The 23,417-nt window shown below is 50.1% G+C and carries 21 protein-coding genes; 17 read left to right on the top strand and 4 right to left on the bottom strand.

Translation table 11 applies throughout. The annotated features are described in order from the left end of the window. Positions 1 to 56: 56 nt before the first annotated feature. The 12 genes from GU926_RS05485 to GU926_RS05430 all read left to right on the top strand — a co-directional run bounded on the left by GU926_RS05485 (position 57) and on the right by GU926_RS05430 (position 12,083). On the top strand, positions 57 to 1,091 hold the full coding sequence (locus tag GU926_RS05485; RefSeq protein ID WP_160689788.1) for a PhoH family protein: 1,035 nt from the start codon (positions 57 to 59) through the stop codon (positions 1,089 to 1,091). Positions 1,092 to 1,279: 188 nt separating this feature from the next. After that, positions 1,280 to 3,370, top strand: a complete 2,091-nt coding sequence (locus tag GU926_RS05480; RefSeq protein WP_160689786.1) for a ComEC/Rec2 family competence protein — start codon at positions 1,280 to 1,282, stop codon at positions 3,368 to 3,370. 96 nt (positions 3,371 to 3,466) lie between these two features. Next, positions 3,467 to 4,279 carry an enoyl-CoA hydratase/isomerase family protein gene (locus tag GU926_RS05475; RefSeq protein ID WP_394350775.1) on the top strand — a complete coding sequence of 271 codons (813 nt, stop codon included), beginning with the start codon at positions 3,467 to 3,469 and terminating at the stop codon, positions 4,277 to 4,279. Positions 4,280 to 4,705: 426 nt separating this feature from the next. After that, positions 4,706 to 5,155, top strand: coding sequence for a sterol desaturase family protein (locus GU926_RS05470; protein ID WP_160689784.1), 450 nt, complete (start codon positions 4,706 to 4,708; stop codon positions 5,153 to 5,155). A 29-nt stretch (positions 5,156 to 5,184) separates the two neighbouring features. Further along, the gene (locus tag GU926_RS05465; RefSeq protein ID WP_160689782.1) at positions 5,185 to 6,081 is read left to right on the top strand and encodes a MerR family transcriptional regulator; all 897 of its coding nucleotides are present in this window, start codon (positions 5,185 to 5,187) and stop codon (positions 6,079 to 6,081) included. Positions 6,082 to 6,232: 151 nt separating this feature from the next. Further along, complete coding sequence (locus tag GU926_RS05460; RefSeq protein WP_160689780.1) at positions 6,233 to 6,748, top strand: RNA polymerase sigma factor; 516 nt, start codon at positions 6,233 to 6,235, stop codon at positions 6,746 to 6,748. Positions 6,749 to 6,788: 40 nt separating this feature from the next. Beyond that, the gene (locus GU926_RS05455; protein ID WP_160689778.1) at positions 6,789 to 8,300 is read left to right on the top strand and encodes a phytoene desaturase family protein; all 1,512 of its coding nucleotides are present in this window, start codon (positions 6,789 to 6,791) and stop codon (positions 8,298 to 8,300) included. 3 nt (positions 8,301 to 8,303) lie between these two features. Next, the gene (locus tag GU926_RS05450; RefSeq protein WP_160689776.1) at positions 8,304 to 9,149 is read left to right on the top strand and encodes a phytoene/squalene synthase family protein; all 846 of its coding nucleotides are present in this window, start codon (positions 8,304 to 8,306) and stop codon (positions 9,147 to 9,149) included. 7 nt (positions 9,150 to 9,156) lie between these two features. Further along, positions 9,157 to 9,690 carry a hypothetical protein gene (locus GU926_RS05445; protein WP_160689774.1) on the top strand — a complete coding sequence of 178 codons (534 nt, stop codon included), beginning with the start codon at positions 9,157 to 9,159 and terminating at the stop codon, positions 9,688 to 9,690. Further along, positions 9,687 to 10,397 carry a lycopene cyclase domain-containing protein gene (locus GU926_RS05440; RefSeq protein WP_160689772.1) on the top strand — a complete coding sequence of 237 codons (711 nt, stop codon included), beginning with the start codon at positions 9,687 to 9,689 and terminating at the stop codon, positions 10,395 to 10,397. Before GU926_RS05445 ends, GU926_RS05440 begins: the two co-directional genes overlap by 4 nt. A 3-nt stretch (positions 10,398 to 10,400) precedes the next feature. After that, entirely contained in the window at positions 10,401 to 11,246 is an 846-nt protein-coding gene (locus GU926_RS05435; RefSeq protein WP_160689770.1) for a 4-hydroxy-3-methylbut-2-enyl diphosphate reductase, read from the top strand. A 132-nt stretch (positions 11,247 to 11,378) separates the two neighbouring features. After that, positions 11,379 to 12,083 (top strand): fatty acid desaturase, encoded by a 705-nt coding sequence (locus GU926_RS05430; RefSeq protein ID WP_160689768.1) that lies wholly within the window; start codon positions 11,379 to 11,381, stop codon positions 12,081 to 12,083. Between the two features lie 150 nt (positions 12,084 to 12,233). Here GU926_RS05430 and GU926_RS05425 read toward each other — a convergent pair whose 3' ends face one another. From GU926_RS05425 to GU926_RS05410, 4 genes are all read right to left on the bottom strand, one after another. Next, positions 12,234 to 14,135: a M1 family metallopeptidase gene (locus GU926_RS05425; protein WP_232058442.1), complete on the bottom strand. Its 1,902-nt coding sequence runs from the start codon at positions 14,133 to 14,135 to the stop codon at positions 12,234 to 12,236. 182 nt (positions 14,136 to 14,317) lie between these two features. Next, complete coding sequence (locus GU926_RS05420; protein WP_160689766.1) at positions 14,318 to 14,668, bottom strand: heavy-metal-associated domain-containing protein; 351 nt, start codon at positions 14,666 to 14,668, stop codon at positions 14,318 to 14,320. A gap of 152 nt (positions 14,669 to 14,820) precedes the next feature. Further along, complete coding sequence (locus GU926_RS05415; RefSeq protein ID WP_160689764.1) at positions 14,821 to 17,055, bottom strand: TonB-dependent receptor; 2,235 nt, start codon at positions 17,053 to 17,055, stop codon at positions 14,821 to 14,823. 94 nt (positions 17,056 to 17,149) lie between these two features. Further along, positions 17,150 to 17,590 carry an HYC_CC_PP family protein gene (locus GU926_RS05410; RefSeq protein WP_160689762.1) on the bottom strand — a complete coding sequence of 147 codons (441 nt, stop codon included), beginning with the start codon at positions 17,588 to 17,590 and terminating at the stop codon, positions 17,150 to 17,152. Between the two features lie 329 nt (positions 17,591 to 17,919). Between GU926_RS05410 and mraZ the strand changes: the two genes are divergently transcribed. Genes mraZ through GU926_RS05385 form a run of 5 tightly spaced genes read left to right on the top strand, consistent with a single transcriptional unit; the run spans position 17,920 to position 23,355 of the window. Next, positions 17,920 to 18,387, top strand: coding sequence for a division/cell wall cluster transcriptional repressor MraZ (gene mraZ / locus GU926_RS05405; RefSeq protein WP_160689760.1), 468 nt, complete (start codon positions 17,920 to 17,922; stop codon positions 18,385 to 18,387). Positions 18,388 to 18,395: 8 nt separating this feature from the next. Beyond that, positions 18,396 to 19,325, top strand: coding sequence for a 16S rRNA (cytosine(1402)-N(4))-methyltransferase RsmH (rsmH, locus tag GU926_RS05400; RefSeq protein ID WP_160689758.1), 930 nt, complete (start codon positions 18,396 to 18,398; stop codon positions 19,323 to 19,325). A gap of 44 nt (positions 19,326 to 19,369) precedes the next feature. Further along, positions 19,370 to 19,810, top strand: coding sequence for an FtsL-like putative cell division protein (locus GU926_RS05395; protein WP_232058441.1), 441 nt, complete (start codon positions 19,370 to 19,372; stop codon positions 19,808 to 19,810). Then, positions 19,800 to 21,953: a penicillin-binding protein gene (locus GU926_RS05390; protein WP_160689756.1), complete on the top strand. Its 2,154-nt coding sequence runs from the start codon at positions 19,800 to 19,802 to the stop codon at positions 21,951 to 21,953. The genes GU926_RS05395 and GU926_RS05390 overlap by 11 nt, the downstream gene beginning before the upstream one ends. Continuing rightward, the gene (locus tag GU926_RS05385) at positions 21,892 to 23,355 is read left to right on the top strand and encodes a UDP-N-acetylmuramoyl-L-alanyl-D-glutamate--2,6-diaminopimelate ligase (protein ID WP_160689754.1); all 1,464 of its coding nucleotides are present in this window, start codon (positions 21,892 to 21,894) and stop codon (positions 23,353 to 23,355) included. Before GU926_RS05390 ends, GU926_RS05385 begins: the two co-directional genes overlap by 62 nt. The last annotated feature ends 62 nt before the right edge of the window (positions 23,356 to 23,417 follow it).

Genomic DNA, 23,417 nt, shown 5'->3' with positions numbered 1-23,417 from the left:
AAAACTACTGTTTTTTCGGTAGATTGGTTCATAACCCTTTTAAACAAACAAAGCCTTTGGTAGAAAAAACGATAACCCTTGAGGATATCTCTTTGATAGACTTCCTGGGGGCAGAGAATCAAAACATAAAGCAATTAGCCGCCGCTTTTCCTAGCAGCAAAATCATTTCAAGGGGCAATGAGATCAAGATCCAGGGCCAGACGCCGGAGATCACCAAGATCCATGAGATCCTCTCTTCGCTAATTGAACATTACCACAAGTTTGGCAAAATCACGGACAAAAGCGTTCACAAGTTCCTGACCGCCGACAACGACTTTGAGGACGATGTGGTCATCACCAGTCCGGACGTGATTGTGTACGGCAGCAAGGGCGGCGTGATCAAGCCCAAGACGCCTAACCAGCAGAAGCTGGTGGACATGATCAACAAGTATGACCTGGTGTTTGCCCTAGGTCCGGCTGGTTCTGGTAAGACGTTTATCTCGGTGGCCATGGCCGTGCGCGCGCTCAAAAACAAAGAGGTGAAGAAGATCATCATCTCCAGACCTGTGGTGGAAGCCGGCGAGAGCCTGGGTTTCTTGCCCGGCGACATGAAGGACAAGGTAGATCCCTACCTGCGCCCCATCTACGACGCCCTGGAGGAAATGATTCCGATTGAAAAACTCAAGTACTATTATGAGAACAAGGTGATTGAGATTGCTCCGCTGGCCTACATGCGCGGGCGCACGCTCAACAACGCCTTTGTGCTCCTGGATGAGGCTCAGAATACCACGCCTATGCAGATCAAGATGTTCATGACCCGCATGGGCCCCAGCTCTAAAGTGATGATCAACGGTGACCGAACCCAGATTGACTTGCCGCGCAACCAGAAGTCTGGTCTTATTGAGGCCATCAACGTCTTGAAGGAGGTGCAGGGCATTGGTTTCGTGGAGATGACCGTTGATGACGTAGTGCGCCATAGATTGGTGAAAAGCATTGTGGATGCCTACACCAAGCATGATGAGCGCCGCGCCCAGGAGCGCGAGCAAAACGAGGGCAATGACAGTCACCAAGACGCCGCCCGCCGCCGGCAGCAGTACCGCAGAGAAGATTAACAACCACAATTTCATTTGTAGGAAAGGGCACGCCAAGCGTGCCCTTTCTGTTTTTGCGGGTAATGCCTTGCGACATTTTTGCTCAGAAACGCTCCAGTTTCAAACCTCGTATTCCTTTGGTAGTCACATAAGTAAAACGCTATTACCAAAGGAGCCTGGCATTGAAAGGAAGACACCTTTTAACTGGCATGATACGTCCCTTGACAGCTTTCCTGTCGGGTATTCTGCTATACAACTACCTGGGTCAGGCTGGTTCTTATGTGGCTTTGGTGACGGCTGGCCTGGTGCTCTTGTTTCTTGCGGCCTGGTGGTTTACGTTAAGAAAGCCCAACCGGAAATTTAGGACGTACACAGGCTGGGCAGGTTTAGCGGCCCTTCTATCCCTGGCGTTTTTGGTCTCTTTTCTGAAAAACAGCCCAAAAACGCTTCAGGTCCCGGCAAGCGCCATCACGCATTACAAAGTGACTTTGGTTAAAGCAGTTGCCTTGAAACCTACTTCGGTGAGTTCTGTGGGCAGGGTAGAGGCGGTGCGGGACTCACTGGGTAATTGGCATGCCGCTTCTGGACAAGTGGCCGTTTTTCTGCCCCATTCACCAGAGGCAGATACCCTGCAATACGGACATCAATTGCTCATCAAAGGCACCTTGATGCCACCTGCCAAACCCGCCAATCCCCACCAATTTGACTACCGCCGCTACCTCACGCTCAAGCACATTCAGTGGCAGTCTTACCTCCCCGAAGGCTCCTGGCAAGTGATAGGCCTACACCCAGAAAGTGCACTGGAGGCCATCAGTTTACAAGTCCGAAAAACGCTAGAAGCGGCCTTTAAAGAGCACATTCCTTTCAAGCGCGAAGCCACCATTGCCAATGCCCTGGTCTTAGGCGTGCAGGATGATCTAGATGCCTCGTTACGCAATGCCTACGCCAGAACTGGTACCATGCACGTGTTGGCGGTGAGCGGTTTGCATGTGGGCTTGCTTTACGGTGTGCTGTTGTTCTTCCTTAAGCATCTTCGGCGTGGCCGAAAGTCCAGGGTGGTTATCTTCCTGTTCATTGTGGGCGTGGTGTGGTTTTATGCCTTCGTGACGGGTTTGTCGGCTTCGGTCTTGCGGTCTGTGTGGATGTTCTCTCTGGTAGAGCTGGGCATGTTGCTGAGAAGGAAATCTTCTGTCTTGAACACCTTGGCGGCCGTGGCCATGCTGCTGCTCTTGATGGATCCCAATTTCTTGTTTGACGTGGGCTTCCAGCTGTCGTTTCTGGCGGTGGCGGGCATTGTTTTGCTGCAACCGCTTTTCCTTCAACTCTGGAACCCAGAGCAGAAACCAATGCGCATGGTCTGGGAGCTCTTCGCCATTTCCATTGCCGCGCAAATGGCTACGTTTCCTCTGAGTTTGTACTACTTCCATCAGTTTCCGGTGTACTTCTGGGTAGGCAATTTGCTGGCAGTGCCCTTGACTTCTGCTGGTTTATATCTGGGCGTGGCGTTCATGCTTTTGTTCTGGGTGCCTTATTTGAATGTCTTACTGGGGTTTCTGCTGCAATGGACGCTTTTTGGGTTGAACAGGTTTCTGCTTTGGTTGGAGCAGTGGCCTTTTTCAGTGTTGGACGGGTTTGTCATTTCCATTGGTCAGGTGCTGGCCTTATATGTGTTGATGATTGGCCTAGTCTTGTTTCTAGTATACAGAAAGCTACCTTGGCTCGGGCTGGCCACAGTCTGTTTGGCCTTCCTCTCTGCCACTGAAATAGCCGAAGCCCAACGGCAGCGGCACATCCAAGAGCTAGTTATCTACAGCGCTAGAAAAAGCAGTGCCGTTGGAATAATTGAAGGCCGAAGCGCCACGCTGCTGGCAGACTCTGCTTTCCATGCCCAGCCCCGCAACTTTACCTATACCATCCAGCCGCACTGGTGGGCGAAGGGTGTTCAAGAGGGGCATCGTTTTTGGCCTCTTTTCCAGAAATCAAGCCAAAAACGCGAGCTGGCGGTGCATGCAACGGAAGAAGGCAACAGGTTAATGGTCTGGCAAGGCAAACGGATTCTTTGGCTGCAGAAACTACCTCGTAATTTAGCTAAACCGGTACCAGTAGATGTGCTGGTGTTGCAGAAGAATGTCTGGGCTAAAGTTGATCAACTACGGCAAGTCATAGACTGTGCATATGTGGTTATGGACCAGACCAACGCGCCTTGGTATGTGCAACGCAAATCCACGGAGTTGCGGGCCGCTGGCTATACGGTCCACAACCTGGAGGAAGATGGTGCCTGGACTTTGAGATTACGGTAAACCAGGGTAGATTTTCCCTTGCCCGTCATCACTTTTTAAGGTGGGTTTCTTAATTTTCATACCTTTAAGCTTAGCCAATTCGTAGGTAATTAGACTATGACCGACATTGATATGAACATCGCTGAAACCTTATCCCTGCAATACATTCAGTACCAGTGTGCTAATCGTGTGGGGTATATTACACTCAACCGCCCAGAGAAGCGCAACGCGCTCAATTACCAGGTGGTCACAGAACTGAAAGCAGCCTTTGACTTCGCTGAAAATGACGAGGACTGCAAAGTAATCGTGCTCAAGGCGGCGGGTGCGGTGTTTTGTGCGGGTGCAGATTTAGAATATTTGCAGCAGTTGCAGCAGAACACGTTTCAAGAAAACCTGGAGGACTCTACGCACCTCATGCAGCTGTTCTACCAAATCTATACGCTCAAGAAAGTAGTCATTGCCCAAGTGCACGGCCACGCCATAGCCGGAGGTTGCGGTCTGGCCACCGTCTGTGATTTTGCCTATACTATTCCTAGCGCCAAGTTTGGCTACACCGAGGTCAAGATTGGGTTCATTCCGGCCATCGTCAAGATTTTCTTGTTGCGCAAAATCGGCGAGTCTAAAGCGAAGGAATTATTGCTGACCGGTGATTTAATTTCGGCGGAACGGGCGCAGGCTATCGGGTTGATCAATGAAGTGGTGGGGGAAGATGAGCTGGCAAACCGCGTAGAGGAACTGGCGCAACGTTTATGCACCCAGAACTCGGGTCAGAGTATGGAAACCACCAAAGAGATGATTGCCCGCGTGCAGGAACTTCCGCTTAAGTCTGCCCTGGAGTACGCCGCTGAGAAAAACGCCTTCGCGCGCTCTACTGAAGATTGCCAGCGCGGTATTCAGTCTTTCCTGGACAAGGAACCTTTGACGTGGTAGCTTTTTAATGTGCTATTTTTAATGTGAAGATTTGAAAATGTGGAGATGTGAAAATGAGTCTTCAGGGTGCTAATGGGTTAATGTGCTGATGTGCTATTTTCTAATCGAGAACTCTGAGAATGGGCCTTTTGAAAGGGAAATTATAATAAGCAATACCGCCCTTGTTGGTGTTATCACCAACAAGCATAATGCGTGACTGCGTCCTTGTGTATCAAATGGGAGAAGAAAGGTAAAGCGTAAGGAAAAACTGTTTTAAGTAGAGTAAAACTTGCCGAACCTCGTTTTTGGCTTGTTTTCCAGAAGTCAGGCCAAAAACGATTCCCAAAAATCATTTTCACATCTTCACATTCCTTAATCTCCACATCTCCATATCTTCAAATTTTCAAATTAGGAAAAACATTTGCGTACCCCCACGGTTGAGAGAATATGCTGACGAACGCGGCGATAGTGTTAGGAACGTTCCTGGTGATGGAGCTGGTGGCCTGGGCGGTGCACAAGTATGTGCTGCACGGCGTCTTGTGGAATATCCATGAGTCGCACCACAAACCGCATGCCCACAAGTTTGAGCTGAATGACGTGTCATTTGTCTTTTACGGGGTCATTGCGGCACTTTGTTTTATCTACGGGACAGAGGCGCTGGACTACCGGTTCTGGGTGGGAGTGGGCATTACCCTGTATGGGTTGGCGTACTTTCTGGTGCATGACTTGTTTATTCATAGGCGCATGAAGCTGTTTGGCAAGACAAGAAACACCTACCTGAGAGCCTTGGACATAGCGCACAAAGTACACCACAAAACCAAAGGCAGAGACGGCTCAGAGTCCTTTGGCATGCTGTGGGTGCATCCTAAATTCTTTCGGCTGGCTAAGAAGCGCTAAATTGCGGTTTAACTTAATTTCTCACACCTGTGGCGCAATACTCTATCAAGGAGTTGGAGCATTTATCCGGCATTAAGGCACATACTCTTCGCATCTGGGAGCAGCGGTACCAACTGTTGCAACCCAAGCGCACGCAGACCAATATCCGGTACTATGATGACGCAGACCTTAAAAACCTGCTCAACGTGGCGCTGCTCTACCAGGACGGCTACAAAATCTCCAAGATTGCCCAGCTGCCCCCAGACCTGGTAGCCCAGGAGGTGTTGAAAATTACCGGCGATGAACCAGGCCAGGAACAATTGATCAACCAGATGATTGTGGCCATGGTAGAGCTGGACGAGGTGCTGTTTGAGCGCGTCCTGAGCCGGGCCATTCTGCAACTGGGTTTTTCTGCCACGGTGCGCTCCGTTATCTACCCGTTTTTAAACAAGATTGGCCTACTTTGGCAAACCGGCAACATCACCCCGGCGCATGAACATTTCATGAGCCAGCTGGTACGCCAGAAAATGCTGGTGGCCATAGATGCCTTGCCAGTAGTGACCAAGCCAGACGCGCCACGCGTGGTTCTTTACCTGCCGGAAGGTGAAATGCATGAGATTTCTTTGATGTATGTGCACTACCTCTTGCGCTCAGCGGGTATGTACACCTTGTACCTGGGGCAGCACCTGCCCTTGACAGACCTGGCAAAGGCCGTCCAATACTTTAAGCCGGCCTTTGTGTATTCTGTTTTCACCACGCCCTTCCTCCGGACCACCGTGTCAGACTATCTGGAAGAGATGAACAATACCTTGCCGGTTAAGCAAATCTTGATAAGCGGCTCCCTGCTGCATTACTTCCCGGTGAAAGAACTTCCGGCCAAAGTCTCCTTCTTTAAAGAGATTGAAGAATTGGAGAACTGGATCCAGAGAAATTCGGCTCTCGCCTAAATCTACGCCCCTTTCTTTTTACGTAGGTCTCCCACTCTGGGAGGATGATTCGGTGTGTTTATTTTTTTGAAAAAAATATTAAACAGAAGTAGCTACATTAATTTTTTGTGCGTATAATTGTTTAATGTTTTACTTTAAACGTTAAACAAAAATGACAGTCGTAGAATTTTCAACCGTTGTAGAGAACATAGCCCCTACGCTTCGGCCGGCCGCCTATAATCTCACCAGAGACTCAGATGACGCCAAAGACCTGGTCCAGGAGACTTTGCTTAAGGCGTTTGCCAACAGAGACAAGTTTAAGACGGGTACCAACATCAAGGCCTGGCTATACACCATCATGCGCAATACGTTCATCAACCACTACAACAAGGTGACCAAACGTACCAGCACCCTTGATACCACCGACTATTTTCAGTACTTTCCGAACGATGACCGTATGGTCGCGTACAACGGCGCCACGGGCGAGTTTGCTGCGCAGGACATTGAAGACGCGGTACAGCAGTTGCCAGAGGAGTTCAAGACGCCGTTCATGATGTATTATGTGGGCTACAAGTACCTGGAGATTGCCGAGAAGTTGAAGATTCCAATTGGAACCGTGAAGAACAGAATCCACTTGGCCCGCAAAGAATTGAAACAACAGTTGCGGGTGTACGCGTACGGCATTTAATCCGTAGAAGAGTAACTTGATCTAAACGACCTCAGTCCCCATGGGTGAATCCCTCCCCAAAAACAAAGCCATTGTCATAGGCGCCGGGTTTGCCGGCCTTTCTACCGCGGCCAGTCTGGCGCAAGCCGGCTATCACGTGACCGTCTTAGAGAAAAACGATGTTGCCGGAGGTCGTGCGCGAACCTTCAGCGCGCAAGGCTTCACCTATGACATGGGCCCCAGCTGGTATTGGATGCCAGACGTTTTTGAGCAGTTTTTCCAGAAATTCGGGAAAACCACGGCAGACTACTATGATTTAGTGCGCTTGGATCCATCCTACCAAGTACTGTATGGTAAAGGAGATACCTTAGAGTTGCCTGCTTCTATGGCAAAACTAGAGGCGCTCTTTGAAGAACTGGAACCGGGCTCTAGCCTAAAACTGAGAGATTTCTTAAAGCAAGCCGCCTATAAATATGAGGTAGGCATCAATCAACTAGTCTATAAACCCAGCCGCTCCCTGACCGAGTTTGTGGACCTGAAACTGCTGGTAGACGTCATGCGCCTGGATGTGTTTCAGTCCATGGCCAAGCACTTGCGCAAGTTCTTCAAGCACCCGCGCCTTATTCAGTTGATGGAGTTTCCCATTCTATTCTTGGGTGCTTTGCCAGAAAACACCCCCGCCTTATACAGCCTCATGAACTACGCAGACATGTCACTGGGTACCTGGTACCCCATGGGTGGCATGCACAAGATTGTGGAAGGCATGGTAGCCTTGGCCGAGGAACTGGGCGTAGAGATGCGCTTAGGCGAGGAGGTCCAGAAGATTGACATTCAGGATGGACAAATCACTCAACTTATCACCAACAAAGGCACCTACACCGCAGAAGTAGTCGTAGGTGCCGCCGATTACCATCACCTGGAAACCCAACTGTTGCCGCCAGCCTATCGTAGTTATACGGACAAATACTGGGACAGCCGCGTGATGGCGCCGTCATCGCTCATTTTCTATTTAGGCATTGACAAGAAGCTTACCGGACTGCACCACCATAATCTGTTTTTTGACGAAGACTTTGGGCCGCACGCGCAGGAGATTTATACAACGCCAGCCTGGCCTAAGAAACCATTGTTTTACGTATCAGTGCCGTCAAAGACAGATGCCAGCGTTGCCCCAGCAGGAATGGAGAATGTATTCATCTTGATACCCGTGGCGCCAGACTTGACCGACACTGAGGAAACCCGGGAGCGCTACTATGATATGGTGATGACCCGCCTGGAGCAGATTACGGGCCAGGACGTGAGAAGTCACGTGGTGTACAAACGCAGCTACGCGCATCAGGATTTTATACAGGATTACCATGCCTTTAAAGGCAACGCCTACGGCTTAGCCAATACACTCACTCAGACGGCAGTGCTAAAACCCAGCCTGAAGAGCAAAAAAATAAAGAACCTGTTTTACGCAGGCCAATTGACTGTTCCTGGACCAGGCGTGCCGCCTTCGCTCATCTCAGGGCAGGTAGTAGCGGCCGAAGTTGTGAAAGAATTTGCCCCGCAAAAAGCGTCCTTAACCCATTAATGCATGCTGCCACCTAAGACACTTTTTGACACCACCACGCTGGAATGCAGTAAGCTCATCACTCAGCGCTACAGCACGTCCTTCACGTTGGGCATCAAGACGCTCAGCCCCAAGTTTCATGATTCCATTTACGCCATCTATGGGTTTGTGCGGTTTGCCGACGAGATTGTGGACACCTTCCATGACCATGACAAGGCCGAACTGCTAGAGCGCTTCAGAAAGGACACCTACCAGGCTTTGGAGGAGAAAATCAGCCTGAATCCGGTGTTGCATGCTTTCCAATTGGTGGTAAACGAATTTAAGATTGACCATGCCTACATTGACGCGTTCTTGAACAGCATGGCCATGGACCTCACAGACCGCGAGTACAACTGTGACTGCTATGAGGAATACATCTATGGCTCGGCTGAAGTAGTAGGCCTGATGTGCCTGAAAGTATTCTGCGAAGGAGATGAAGCCATGTTTGAGCGCTTGAAAGCACCTGCCTGTAAACTGGGAGCGGCTTTCCAGAAAGTGAACTTCCTCAGGGACATTAAAAGTGACTACCATGACCGCGGGCGCGTGTACTTCCCGAAGGTGAATTTCCTGTCCTTCTGCACCAAAGACAAAGAAGAGATTGAGGCAGACATCCAACGTGATTTTGACGATGCCTACGTGGGAATCATGGCCTTGCCCAAAGGTGCCAAGATGGGCGTGTACCTGGCGTATATTTATTATTTAAAGCTTTTCAAGAAAATAAAGAAGGCGCCAGCCGCCCAAATTTTAGCAGAACGCGTAAGAGTGCCAGATAATACCAAGCTAGCTTTACTGCTTAGTTCGTATATTAGGTACCAGTTCAATACTTTCTAATGCGCTTATGCTTTTACCCGCGGTTCTCCTCTCCCTTAGTCTAGTGTTGGTGCCTGTAGCCCAAGAAACAGACGCCTACCGGCACTCGGTGTTGCTGAGCTTCTATCAAAAATCAGCCAAGAACGAAGAGCTGGCAGATGATTTTCATGCCTTAATGGAGAAGTACAAAGGCAAAGACCCTTTGAAACTAGGATACAAAGCGGTGTCTAACGCCGTCATGGCCAAGCACACCTGGAGCCCGTACGCTAAGCTAAAGTACCTGCGCACCTCGGGTCAGATTTTTGAGCAGGCGGTGGCACTGGACAAACAAGACCCAGAAGTAAGGTTTCTGCGGTATTCTATTGAATTCTTCGTGCCCCGCTACCTGAACATGAGCGGGCATTTGCAAGACGATAAAAACATATTCCTGAGCGCCATGCTGCGTCATCCCAAGTCTGGCATGCCGGTGGAGTCTTTAAAGATCATGAAAGATTTTCTGCTGAGGCACCCAGAGCATTTGACCCCAGAAGAGCGCGAGCAGGTGACCAACCTGAAGCTATGAACTACATCTACCTCTACTTAAACATCTTCACCATCTTTTTCCCCCTGGTGCTCTCCTTTGACAAGCGGGTGCACTTTTATACCAACTGGCGCCATCTCTTCCCCGCCATGGCTGTGACAGCCTTCTGCTTCATCTCCTGGGACATGGCCTTTACCCAACACGGCGTCTGGAGCTTTAACCCCGACTATCTCCTTGGCTTTTACATCGGCAATCTGCCTCTGGAGGAAATACTTTTCTTTATTACCGTCCCCTACGCCTGCGTTTTTATCTATGAATGCTTAAACACGTATATATCAAGGGAATGGCTTCAGCCTTATGCCCCGGCCATTACCTGGTTTTTAGTGATTGCCAACCTGGCCATAGGACTGTTTTTCTGGGGAAGATGGTATACCATGCTCACCTGCCTACTGGTGCCGGTACTGCTGGTGGTGTATTATGCGCTGTTCAGGTACAGAAAGATGGGGAGGTTTTACCTGGCGTATCTGGTGCATCTAGTGCCGTTTCTGCTGGTAAACGGAGTGCTCACGGCTTTGCCCGTGGTCAGGTACAACAACGCACATAACACGGGGTTCCGTATAACTACTATTCCCGCCGAAGACACCATGTACTCTATGTTGCTTTTGCTCATGACCATCCTTATTTATGAGTTCTTGAAGCAAAAAGCCGAAGCACCTGCAAACAAAGTCACCGCAGCCCTTGTTAACTAGCATATGCGACAACTACAGGTAACCATTGACGCCAACTCAGGATTCTGCTTCGGGGTAATCTATGCCATTCAGATGGCTGAGGACCTGCTGGAAGAACGTGGCTACTTGTATTGCTTAGGCGATATTGTACACAATGACGAAGAAGTGGAGCGCTTGCAGAAGAAAGGCCTGCGCATCATCAACTATGACGTATTGCAGAAACTCCGGGACGAGCATGTGCTGATTAGGGCGCACGGCGAGCCGCCGTCTACCTACCAGATGGCCATGCAAAACAACCTCACCTTAATTGACGCTTCCTGCCCGGTGGTGCTCAAATTACAGAACCGTATCAAGACCTCCTTTGACAAGAAAGAGCAAATCTTTATTTACGGCAAGCACGGCCACGCCGAAGTATTGGGACTCTTAGGCCAAACCAGTAATGAGGCGGTAGTCTTTGAGAACCTGGACGAGTTGCTACGTCATGAGTTACCCCAGAACATCACGCTTTACAGCCAAACCACCAAAAGCACCAACAGTTTCTACAACATCAAAAATGAATTAGAGACGCGAGGGTACGCCGTAGACGCCAATGACACCATCTGCCGGCAAGTATCTAACCGTGATAAGGAACTGCGTCTGTTTGCCCAGAAATACAACAGGATTGTGTTTGTATCAGGTACCAAGTCTTCTAATGGAAAAGTGTTGTACCAAGTCTGCAAGGACACCAACCCCAATACCTACTTTGTGTCTAAAGTAGAAGAAATACAACCTGACTGGTTTGCCAACGGCGAAACCGTAGGAATCTGCGGGGCTACTTCCACGCCCATGTGGCTCATGGAAGAAGTTCGGGACGCTTTGCAGACGTTATAGGCCAAATCGTATAGAATCATCGTTTTTGGCCTGTTTTCCAGAAATTAGCCCAAAAACGAGTAAGACCTCTTTGCGCAATAAGCCAAACCAAGCCCTACCTTCGTAAGAAAAACCAAACCAGCCGTAAACGCATTGAAATCTTTCACCCAGCAACATACCGGAGTCATCATCGCCTTGCTCATCTTAACGGCGTGGGCTAGTTTGCTGTGGTTTCTGCTGCATTGGGAGGTTTCTTTTGCCTCGCCGCTAACTTACTTGGCGGTGCTAGTCATGACGCATTTGTACACGGGCTTGTTCATTACGGCGCATGATGCCATGCACGGCGTAGTAGCTCCCGGTAACGAGCGATTGAACAGCATCATTGGCACTATCACCGCAGGCTTGTTCGCCTATAATTATTACGGCAGGCTGTACCCCAAACATCACCTGCACCACAAACACGTCGCCACCGAAGAAGATCCAGATTACCATGGCGGCAACTTCTTTCTGTGGTTCTTAAGCTTTGCCCGGCAGTACATCACCATTATTCAAGTTCTCTTAATGGCGGGTACTTACAATCTATTACAACTATGGTTTCCGGTGGAGAATATCATCCTTTTCTGGATGGTACCGGCGGTTCTGGCCACGTTTCAGTTGTTTTACTTCGGAACGTATCTGCCGCATAAGGGAGAGCATGAACCAGATAACAAGCACAAATCTTCTACCCAGGGAAGAAATCACTTATGGGCGTTTATCAGCTGTTACTTCTTTGGGTACCATTATGAGCACCATGATAAACCCTACTTACCTTGGTGGAAACTATACCAGGAGAAAGACCGACTTTCAGGGAACAGTTAGCAGGAATTAGTAAACAGTCATAAGTGACCAATTAACAGTTTTAACCCATGCTGTTTTTCGTTTTTAGGCTGATTTATGGAAAATAGGCCAAAAACGCGAAGCCCCGCTAATTCAAAAGAGTTAGCGGGGCTTCGCGTTTAAAAGGCTTTGTTACTTTACTTCGTAGACATTGTCCTTGGGATTGGTGTCTGGAATATAGGTGCCTTTCAGTTCCAGCTTCTTCACGGCTTTTGTAGGCTTGAATTCTACCTGGGTGGTAGTGTTTCCTTTTTCCCAAACGCCAATACTGCGCTTCACTTTCTCTGTGGTATTATCTGCGTAGGTAACGTTTAGTTCTACGGGCACGGGCTTGGTGCCTTTGGCTTCCACGGTTACTACATACTGTCCTGCTAGTTGTTGCACATGAGCGATGGCTAAGTCTGGGGTTCCTTCATCAAAAAACCAACGTTTCCAAAACCAATTGAGGTCTTTTCCGGCACCCGCGTTCATAGAATTGAAGAAATCCCAAGGAAGCGGATGTTTGCCATTCCAGTTCCGGATGTAGGTGTGCAGCGCTTTGGTGAACAGTTCGTCCCCCAGCATTTCTTTCACATATAAATAACCAAGCGCCGGCTTAGGGTAGGAGTTTAGGAAGAACGGAGTACCTGACTGTTGCGTGGAAAGCGTGGCGATGGGCATATCTGCCTCGGTGCCAGCCATCATGGAGTAAGGTGCCACGCCGTAATCGTCTTTCAGGTTAGGCTCAATGATGGTAGAGATAATCCACTCGCCAATAGTGGCCCAGCCTTCGTCCATCCAGCCGTACTTGGTCTCGTTGGTGCCCATGTAAAACGGGAACATGGTATGAAAGATCTCATGGTCGGTTAGGGTGATAGCGTCTTCGCGGGTTTCTACGGGGTTGTCATTCACCATCATGGGGTATTCCATCTGGTCCAGGCCGTCAAACACGGTAATGTGCGGGTAGGGGAAAGGCCATTTAGGGAAAGTGTAGCTCATAGCCTCTACGGTCTTTCTTGAGAAGTCAATCACCTCCTTGAAGTCATGGTGAATAGGGTTAAAGGCCACGTCCACGCGGGTGCGGCGTTTGGTTTTAGGGTCCACTACCAAGCTGGTGGAGTTCCATAGATAATGGTCTGAAGTGGCGAAAGCAAAGTCTACCACATTGCTGGCTTCAAACTTCCAGGTATTCTGGGCGTTTTTGGCGGTGATGTCGCGGCGTTTTAAATCAGTGCTGTCAATGATGGCGATGATGGCGTCCTTCTTCTCTGCACTCTGTAATCGCTTGGCGTATTTTTTGGTGAGCACATAGTCTACATTCTTTAAATCGCCGGTAGCCCAGACCACAAAATGCTGCGGCACCGTGATGTTCACCTTGAAATTGCAGAAGTCATTGTAAAACTCCTGAGGTCCTAAATAAGGCGTACGGTTCCAGCCGTCTACGTCATCATACACGGCAATGCGCGGGAAGAAATAGGCCAGAAACGCAGCGCCCTGCTCATCTACCTGCCCCGTCCGGTTATGCGAGCCCGCATTTAGCTCGTAATTATACGCAATGCTGAAGATGCCTTTTTGCTTAGGCGCCAAGGGTTTGATGCGCACCGTCATGTTGGTGTTGTCCATGCGTAGTTTTTGCACGTCCTGGGCTTGCTGGTTGTAGCTCAGTTTCTCAATCTTCACGCCTTCGCTCACATCTTCCGGCGAGATGCCGCCGGCTCTGGGAGCGCCTTCCTGGTACAGGTTGGGATACAGTTTGAAGACGATCTGCTTGAGCGTGTCTGGACTATTGTTGGTATAGTCAATCTCTACCGTACCCGTTACTTTTCTAGACGCAGGGTCAAAGTTGAGGTTGATGGTATAGTCAGCGGTGTTCTGCCAGTAGGAAGCGCCGGGCGTGCCAGTTACGCTACGGGTGCCTTTTTGGTACGCGGCGGCAATGTTGCGCGGCATGGGCAGTTGCTGAGCCACACTCTGGAAAGCCCCCAGTAAAAGGAAGGCAACGAGAAGGGATTTGACATTGAGGTTCATGAAGGATGATTTGGGTGATGAAGGCATCTGCTAGCTAGGAGATGGTGCGCTAAAGGTAAGATGAAATTCTTTGGTTTGCGTGTGCTGGCTGGGCTTCTGTTTTAGGCGAGCAGGTCGTTTTTGGCTTATTTTCTGGAAACCAGGCCAAAAAAGAAGGCACAAAAAAAGCCTGCTTTAGAGCAGGCTTTAAAATAGGTAAGAAGAAACGATTAGTGAGCCGAGTCTTTTTTGCAGCACTCATCCAGACGATCATAGGCACGCGGGGTAGCCGGGCTGTCGTCGGCGTCATAGCCTAACTCATTCACTGCTTTCTTTAGTTTTTCTGGGGAGGTTTTCTTGGCATCATAAGTCACTGTCACAATTTTAGAGTCTACATCTAAAACGGCTTTCTCCACGCCTTTTTCATAGGCCAGGCCTTTCTCAATAGTGGCTTTGCACATGCCGCACACGGCAGAGGTTTTGAATTTCACTTCATCGCCTTTCTTTCCGTTGGCCGCAAAGCCTACAGTTGCGAAACCAGTCATTACCAAAGCGAGCATCCAGATTTTTAACGTTTTCATTTTAGTGAGTTAAGAGTTTAATTTATGAGTTAAAAGTTTTCAATTTCAATTCCGTTTTTAGCCTCTTTTACCAAAATCAGGCCAAAAAACGGTTTTTATTGTTGAATGTCAATTGCTGATTGTTAATAGATTATTTCTTCAGCAATCAACAATTACTTAATAGTAAAGCGCATGCCGGCGTAAATCAATCTGCCCGTAATAGGGGCCCAGACCATGCTGGCGTCAAAGTTCTGACTGAAAGGTCGGTCGGCGGCAATAATTGGGTTCTTTTGTTTGTAATTCAAGAGGTTCTCACCGCCCAAGTACACTTCCCATTTCTTGAACGCTCTGGTGACCTGTCCATTAAACACCGCGTAGGGGCTAACAGTTCTAGTTTTGATAATTCCATCAGGGGAGTTGCCGCCATTTAGATGTCCTCCCTCCATATCAGGAACCGGGCGCGGACCAAACCACTGAGCCGTCAAATCAGCGCGCCATTTGTCAAACGGGGTGGCAAAACCCAGATTCAGGAAGGCACGGTGGTTGGGAATGAAAGGACGTTGCAGCAGCTGGTCATTGTAGGTGGTGCGCACATCAAAATACTTGTAGGCGGCTTTCACATCCAGCATTTCGGTGAGTTCATACTGCAACTCGGCCTGGAAGCTCTTGGAGAATGAACGTCCGTCCAGGTTGCTGAACACCACCTGGTAGGGGCTGCTGTACATGTCTGGCACCACTTGGTTCTGGAAACTGGTATAGTAGTAGTCTGTGATGAAAGCGCCTTTGCGGGCACCCACCTCAAAGTACTGGGTGAAGCTTCCGCCTAGGTTCCAGGCTTTCTCGGGGGCCAGATTATCCTTTAGTACAAACTCCCGGTTACTGATGAGCGAGGCCACGTTTTCGGCAATGGGGTTGGCTACTCTAAAGCCTTTGCCCGCCGCCAGCCGCAGAATGGTGTTGGGTGTGAAATCATACTTCACGTTGAAGCGCGGCGTGTATACCCAGCCATACAGGTTGTGATGGTCAGCGCGCACGCCGCCTACCAAGGTAAGGTTGGTGCTGTTCTGGTAGATGTACTCAAAGAAGGCACCCGGCACCTGCTCTTTGCGGGTGTAGTCTTTGCCAGCCAGTTCTTCTTGATAATCTTCCAGTTGATAGCTCAAACCAGTTTTATAAGTATGGGCCGTATTGCCAAACGCCGATTGGAAAATCAAGTTGGCCAAACCGCTGTTCTGCCGTCCGTTGTAAGTTCTGGCTCCATAGTTAGAATCAAAGGCATGGTGAGAACCAGATAAAATCAGTCCCAGGCTTTGATACGGTCGGTTTTTGAAGGTGTAAGACGTTTTTGAATAGGCGCTGTAGCGGTCAGTCTCAGACTCGGTGCCATAGAAACTGCCTTCTACCTGGGGCATGCCGCTTCGGTAGCCCACCTGGCCGCCGGTGCGGGTTTCGCGCAGGGCTTGTAAGCCTAGTTCTGCCACCCATTGCTTGCCGGTGTTGTACTTCCATTTGTTGAACACATTATAGTGCTTGCCCAGGGGTAAGTCCAGAAAGCCGTCGTCATTGCCATCTATGCGGTTTGCCATCTGGTCTGTGTGCAACATAAGGATGGTGCTCAACTTGGGCGTGAGCGTAGCGGAGGCATTCACGTTGGCATCCCATTTGGCAAAACTGTTGCCGTACAGGTTCACATACAGCCTGTCAGATTTCTCAGGGTCGCGCAAACGCACATTCACTTGCCCCGAGATGGACTCATAGCCGTTCAGCACACTCCCGGTTCCTTTGATGATGTCAATGGCCTCAATATAGGTGCCCGACAGGTAGTTCAAACGGTAGGGCGTGGCCAAGCCTCTAAGAGCCGGCACATTGTCCGTGGTCATGAGCGTGTAAGAACCGTCCAAGCCCAGCATCTGAATCTGCTTGGCCCCAGAGACCGCGTCTGAGGTAGAAACCTCAACAGAGGCGTTGGTTTCAAAGCTTTCGGCTAGGTTACAGCAGGCAGATTTGGTCAAGTCCATGGCCGTGATGACTTGGGAGTTGGTGGGCGTCATGGCATTGTAGCGGTCCTGCTTGGCCGTCACGGTCACTTCTTTCAGAGAACCGCTAGACTGGAGCTTGATCACCAAGTTGGAGCGGCCTTGCACCTGAATGGTGTCTGATTTATAACCAATGTAAGTTACCAGTAATGATGACTCACCCGATGGGGCGGCTTTTAACTGGAAGTATCCTGTGGCATCTGTGCTGGTGGCTTGGGTAGTGCCCAGCCAGGTGACAGTGGCACCAATGAGGGGGGAAGAGGAGGTGGCGTCTAACACCCTACCCGAAAGCGATTGGGCAACCGATAAAAAGGGCAGGCAAAGGCCCAGAAATACCATAGTCCAGAAGACGCGGTAATTAGTTGAATACATATGGGATAATCATTTAAAGAATACATTATTTCCTTGGGGTAGAAGCAGATAGGCATACTAAGCCGCCGCCTCTAATGTGTGGGAAATAGAGTCTTTAAATGTTAAGGATGTGCAGTCTTGTCAGCAGGTCACGCCCGGTTAGTGGGGGCGACGTGTCTGTGAAAGAAGGCCAGGAAGAGGAAATTATCACCGCGGTGGTGGGCGGCGTCAGGAAAGAACTAACCAGCGCTGGCTGTAACGCATAGAAAACAACCTTGTCAGACAGTTTAAGCGCCAGGTTGTCTAGCTTGTGGTAAGTAGTAGAAGAAGAACAGCACTCTTTTTTGTCCACCTGGGCTGCGGCCTCTTGGCAGGATTTCTTAGGCTGCGCTTTCTTTTTACAACAGTCCATCTCCTTCATTTTCTCGGCCTTGGCAGCCGGAAGTTCCATGCCCATCATAGCGCAGAACCGCTGAGTGGCAGCAATGCCCACAGAGCCGGTCAGCACGCTAAATGCCAGCAAAAGAAGGATAATGTGTCGGTAAGAAGGCCGCATGTAGCAAAGATACGGAAAAACGCCCCACTTTGTACCACTTTCACTCCACTTGCTTGTTTAGCCCGCAGGTGATTGGTGTTTTTCTGTATAAATAATTGAAAGTCAAACAGATGAAATTTTTTTCGCGTGTTTAATAAAAGATTTTTTCTATATAGTTATCAGAAAGTTTTCCCGAAGTGGCAGAGAAAAATGTGGATAATGTGTATAAGTGGGGTGGATAACCATGATTTATCCACAAAGTGGGAAAAAGTGGGAGACGGTGGTTGACTTTGGTGCACCCTTTATTACTTTTGTTTTGTACCAAAGACTAGAGTTATCTCCCTACACCAATGAACTTCCTCTCCGGCGAATATGAATGTAAGCTAGACCCCAAGGGAAGATTGGTGCTGCCTTCTAAAATCAAAACCAATCTGCCAGAAGACTCCGGCAACCAGGTGGTTTTGACCAGAGGGTTTGAGCCTTGTCTGGTGTTGTACCCTAGAACTGAGTGGAAAGCCATCTATGACCGCGTTGCCGGTTTGAATGAGTTCAATGAGGAGTACCGCCACTTTCAAAGGAATTTCTTTAGGGGCAACACAGAGGTAGAACTGGACAATGCGGGCCGGTTTATCCTGCCCAGGACTATGGTGCGCTATGCCGAGATTGACAAAGAAGCGATTGTAGTGGGATTGGGCAATCGGGTAGAAATCTGGAATCCGGAGAAATACGACGCGTTCCTGGAAAAAGACCAACAAAACTTCTCACAGCTGGCCCAGAAATACCTGGGGAATCCGCCGGCTTCCACCATTATAGAATAACCCGAGCCATGCAATACCACAACCCCGTTTTGTTACAGGAATCGGTAGATGCTTTGGCTATAAAACCCAAAGGCATTTACGTGGACGTCACTTTTGGCGGCGGCGGCCACTCTGCCCGCATTCTGGAGCAGATGCAAGGCGGCCAACTGTATTCCTTTGACCAGGACACCGATGCTGAGCGCCAGTCTGAACGCCTCATCTCTGACCAGTTCACGTTTGTAAAAGCCAACTTCCGGTACCTTAAAAAATACCTGAGACTGTACGGCGTACGCCAAGTAGATGGCATACTAGCCGACTTAGGCGTTTCTTCTCACCAATTCAACACTGCAGAGCGTGGCTTCTCTACCCGTTTTGACGGCCCTCTGGACATGCGCATGGATAAGGATAGCCCCTTGACCGCCAAGGATGTCATCATGACCTATGAAGAGGACCAACTGCACCGCATTTTCGGGCTGTATGGTGAGGTGAAGAACGCCAAAACCTTGGCCCGTGAGGTAGTGTCTGCCCGCAACGTGCGCGACATTGAGACCATCGCAGATTTCAAAGAAGCCATCTCAGGCTGTACGCCCAAAGGCAAAGAGAACAAGTATTTGGCCCAAGTGTTTCAGGCCTTAAGAATTGAAGTCAACGATGAGTTGAAGGCATTGGAAGAAATGCTGGAACAGGCCGTGGAGGTTTTAAAGCCCGGCGGTCGCTTATCTGTTATTTCTTACCATTCCCTGGAAGACCGCTTGGTGAAAAACTACATCAACAAAGGCAAATTCTTTGGCGAGGTGGAGAAAGACTTTTTTGGCAATGAGATCAAGCCTTTGGATTCTGTGACCCGCAAGCCGATTGTGCCCAGCGCCCAAGAGCTGCAAGAAAATAACCGCTCCCGCAGTGCCAAACTTCGGGTAGCCGAGAAAAGAGAGACCCCAGAGACATCGTCCAAGAAATAGAGGGGAAGGAAGAAGGGAAGAAACACTTACACGATTTATAGAACATGGCAGTCAACACTGTACGTCCGCGAACCAGCCCATCTAAGGCCAACACCCTGCGTGAGGTGCCTCAGGTGGAACCGGTGCGTCCGCCAAGACCGCCTCGTCAGAAAGGGACCAGCCTGTTTGAGCTCTTGGATCGCTACACCAAGGTAGACTGGTTTTTTGCCGACGGCCTACCCGTTAAATATTTGCCAAAGGTGTTGTTTTTGATGTGCATCATCATCTTTTACATCGGCAATAGCCACTATGCAGAACGCACCCTTCGGCAGATAGACAGAACCAAGTCAGAGACCGAGGATCTGCGCGCTGATTTCACCACGCTCAAGTCTGATTACATGGAGGCGAGCAAGCAGTCTGAGGTGGCCCGCAACGTGGCGCCCACCGGCATCATAGAGAGTTCTTCACCGCCCATTCAAGTAGTAATCAAGAAAGATGAATATTAAGAGGTCCATCGTAACGCGCGTACGGTTGGCCTTTTTGGCTATCTGTCTGTTTGCGTTCGCTATTATCTACAAAGTAGGCTACATCCAGTTCAAAGACGGGGACAAGTGGAAAGAACTGGCAGATGAGAAGCGGTTCCATTACCAGCCCATCTTTGCCACGCGCGGCAACATCTACTCAGATGATGAGCGCATCATGGCCACGTCGCTGCCGTTCTACCGGGTGGCTTTTGACCCGTCCATTACCAAGGAAGATGAATTCAGGGAAGGAATAGACTCTCTGGCCTTGAAGTTGTCACGGTTCTACGGAGACCGCTCAGCCGACTATTATAAGCGCAAGATTAAGAACGCCCGGCACAACAAACGCAAGTATGTGCGCCTGAACAACCGCTTAATTAATTACCAGGAGAAGAAGATGATGGCCAAATGGCCCATTTTCAGAGCCGGTAAAAATAGGGGCGGGGTGATTTTTGAGAAACTGGACCGCCGGTTCCTGCCGTTTGGGTCGTTGGCCAAGCGTACCATTGGTTTCCTGAACGAGGACAAGAAGGGCGCGGGGCTTGAGTTCAGCTTCAACCGTCATCTGGCCGGTAAAGACGGCGAAGCTCTTTATGAGCGCATGGCGGGTGGCAACAAGCCCATCTATGACGGCACCGAAGTGAAGCCATTGCCCGGTTTTGACATCAGAACCACCATTGACATCAACCTGCAGGACGTAGCCGAGAGTGCCCTGCGCAGAGCCTTAACCACCAATGACGCCGCCCACGGGTGTGTAATTTTGATGGAAGTGAGCACGGGTGAGATCAAAGCCATCGCCAACTTAGGCAAGGCGGGCTTGGGTACTTATGTAGAAGATTATAACTACGCCGTGGGTAACCAAGGCCGCACCGAGCCGGGTTCTACCTTTAAGCTAGCCTCTATGATGGCGCTGCTGGAAGACTCTGACCTGAAACTCACCGACACCATAGACACTGGCAACGGCTCTATGCGCATTGGGGGCGCGGTAAAGACAGACACCCACGGGAATGGCAAAATCACCATTCAGCAGGTTTTTGAAAAGTCCTCCAACGTGGGGATTGCCAAACTAATTCAGGACCATTTCGGCAATGATCCACAGAAGTATGTAGACTACCTCTTCAAGTTTGGTTTGCACCAGCCACTTGGCTTCCAGATGAACGGCGAGGCCGTACCTTACATCAAAACGCCTAAAGACCGAAGCTGGAGCCGTCCTTCTTTGTCTACCATGGCCATTGGCTATGAGTTGAAGATTTCGCCGCTGCAGACCCTGGCGTTTTACAATGCCGTGGCCAACAACGGAGTGAAGGTGCAGCCCATCATCGTGAAGGAAATCAAGCGTGCCGACCAGGTGTTGGAGAAGTTTGAAGCCAAAGTGCTGAACCCTAAAATCTGCTCTGATGAGACTCTGGCGGAGTTGAAAATGATGATGGAAGGCGTAGTAGAGAAGGGAACCGCTAAGAACCTGCGCAGCAAAGACTACAAAGTGGCCGGTAAAACCGGTACCGCCAGAAAAGTAATTAACGGGCAGTACACCAAGAAATACTCCACCTCGTTTGTGGGCTATTTCCCGGCAGACCGGCCTAAGTACAGCTGCATCGTGATCATTGACAGCCCTAACAAAAACGCCCAATATGGTGGTGACGTGGCGGCACCGGTGTTCAGAGAATTAGCAGACAAAGCCTACGCACAGGATCTGGCCATTCACACCCCCATGGTGCGCAGACCCGCCAACGTGACGCCTAAACTGCCTAGCCTGCACGCGGGCAACCAAGAAGAACTGACGCTTCTTTGCAATAAACTGGGCGTGAGCGCGCACCCTGTGAACCCAGAAGAAGACTGGATAAGAATAGATACCCAAAAGCATTCGGTGGCCATGAAACCGGTTCCGGTGAAAGAAGGCCGCGTGCCCGATGTGAAGGACATGACCCTCAAAGACGCTCTTTACCTGTTGGAAAACCAAGGCCTACGGGTGAGAGCCGCCGGCCTGGGCCGGGTGAAGGCGCAAAGCGTGCCCGCTGGAGTACCAGTGAAAAAAGGCATGTGGATTACAATTACCTTAGAACGAAATGGCACAACTACAAAACCTACTGCAGGCGATACCGTCCTCGCAATTGCTCGGGCCTACTAACCCCGAGCTTTCTGCGTTAACTATGGACTCCCGTCAGGCGGGACCGGGGGTGGCGTTCTTCGCCATCAAGGGAACCGTGCGCGACGGCCATGACTTCATACCCCAGACCCTGGAGCAGGGCGTTTCTGTCGTGTTTTCCGAAAAAGAGCCCAAAAACGCCCCAGAAGGAGTCACCTTTGTGATTGTGCCCAACGTGGCCGAGGCCATGGGCCACGTGGCTGCCGCATTCTACGGACATCCATCCCAGAAAATGAAGCTGGTGGGGGTAACGGGAACCAACGGTAAGACCACCTGCGTGACTTTACTGCATAAACTGTTCCGGGAGCTGGGCTACAACGCTGGTCTGCTGTCAACGGTGCAGAATCAAATCAATGAAACGGTAATTCCGGCCACGCACACCACACCAGACGCCATCACTTTGCAAGCCTTGTTGGCCCAGATGGTAAAAGCGGGCTGCACTCATGCGTTCATGGAAGTGAGCTCGCATGCCTTGGTTCAGCACAGAGTGACCGGGGTGGAATTTGCCGGCGCCGTGTTCACCAACATCTCGCATGACCACCTGGACTACCACAAGACGTTTGACGAGTACATCAAGGCCAAAAAGCTCTTTTTTGACAATCTGTCAACTAAGGCATTTGCGCTGGTAAACTCAGATGACAAGCGCGGCATGGTGATGCTGCAAAACACCAAAGCCGACAAGAAAACCTACGCCCTGCGCAAAGAAGCTGATTTCAAGGCCCGCCTGCTGGACAACTCCATCCAAGGGTTGCAACTGGAATTGGAAGGGCAGGAAGTGTGGTTCAAGCTCATTGGCACTTTTAACGCCTATAACCTGCTGGCCGTGTACGGCGCGGCGGTTTTGTTAGGCGAGGATGCGCAGGAGGTGTTAACCAGTCTATCTTCTCTCACCTCAGCCGCCGGACGGTTTGACTACGTGGTGAGCCCTGGCCAGATAACCGGTATTGTGGATTATGCCCACACCCCAGACGCGCTGGAGAATGTGTTGCAGACCATCCAGCAGATCAGAAAGCCCGAGCAGAAAGTCATCACCATTGTGGGCTGCGGCGGCAACCGCGATGCGACCAAGCGTCCTATCATGGCAGACATAGCCGCACGCCTGAGTGACAGAGTCATTTTGACGTCAGACAACCCGAGGGATGAAGATCCGCAGGAAATCCTGAACCAGATGCAGGCCGGCGTAAAGCACACAGATTTGAGAAAGGCCTTGAGCGTAGTGGACCGGAAAGAAGCCATTAAAACGGCGGTAATGCTCGCCGATGCCGATGACATCATTCTGGTAGCCGGCAAGGGACATGAAACTTACCAGGAAGTGAAAGGCCAACGCTCGCCTTTTGACGACAAGCAGATTTTGCAGGAGACGTTTGCCCTGCTCCAGAAATAGAAAGAAATAGATATTAGATTCTACGGCGAAGTGGCCAATGCCGTGCCGCTTCTTATTCTTAA

The organism is Nibribacter ruber (assembly GCF_009913235.1).
GTDB lineage: Bacteria > Bacteroidota > Bacteroidia > Cytophagales > Hymenobacteraceae > Nibribacter > Nibribacter ruber.
This window is presented reverse-complemented; position numbering and strand designations above follow the sequence as displayed.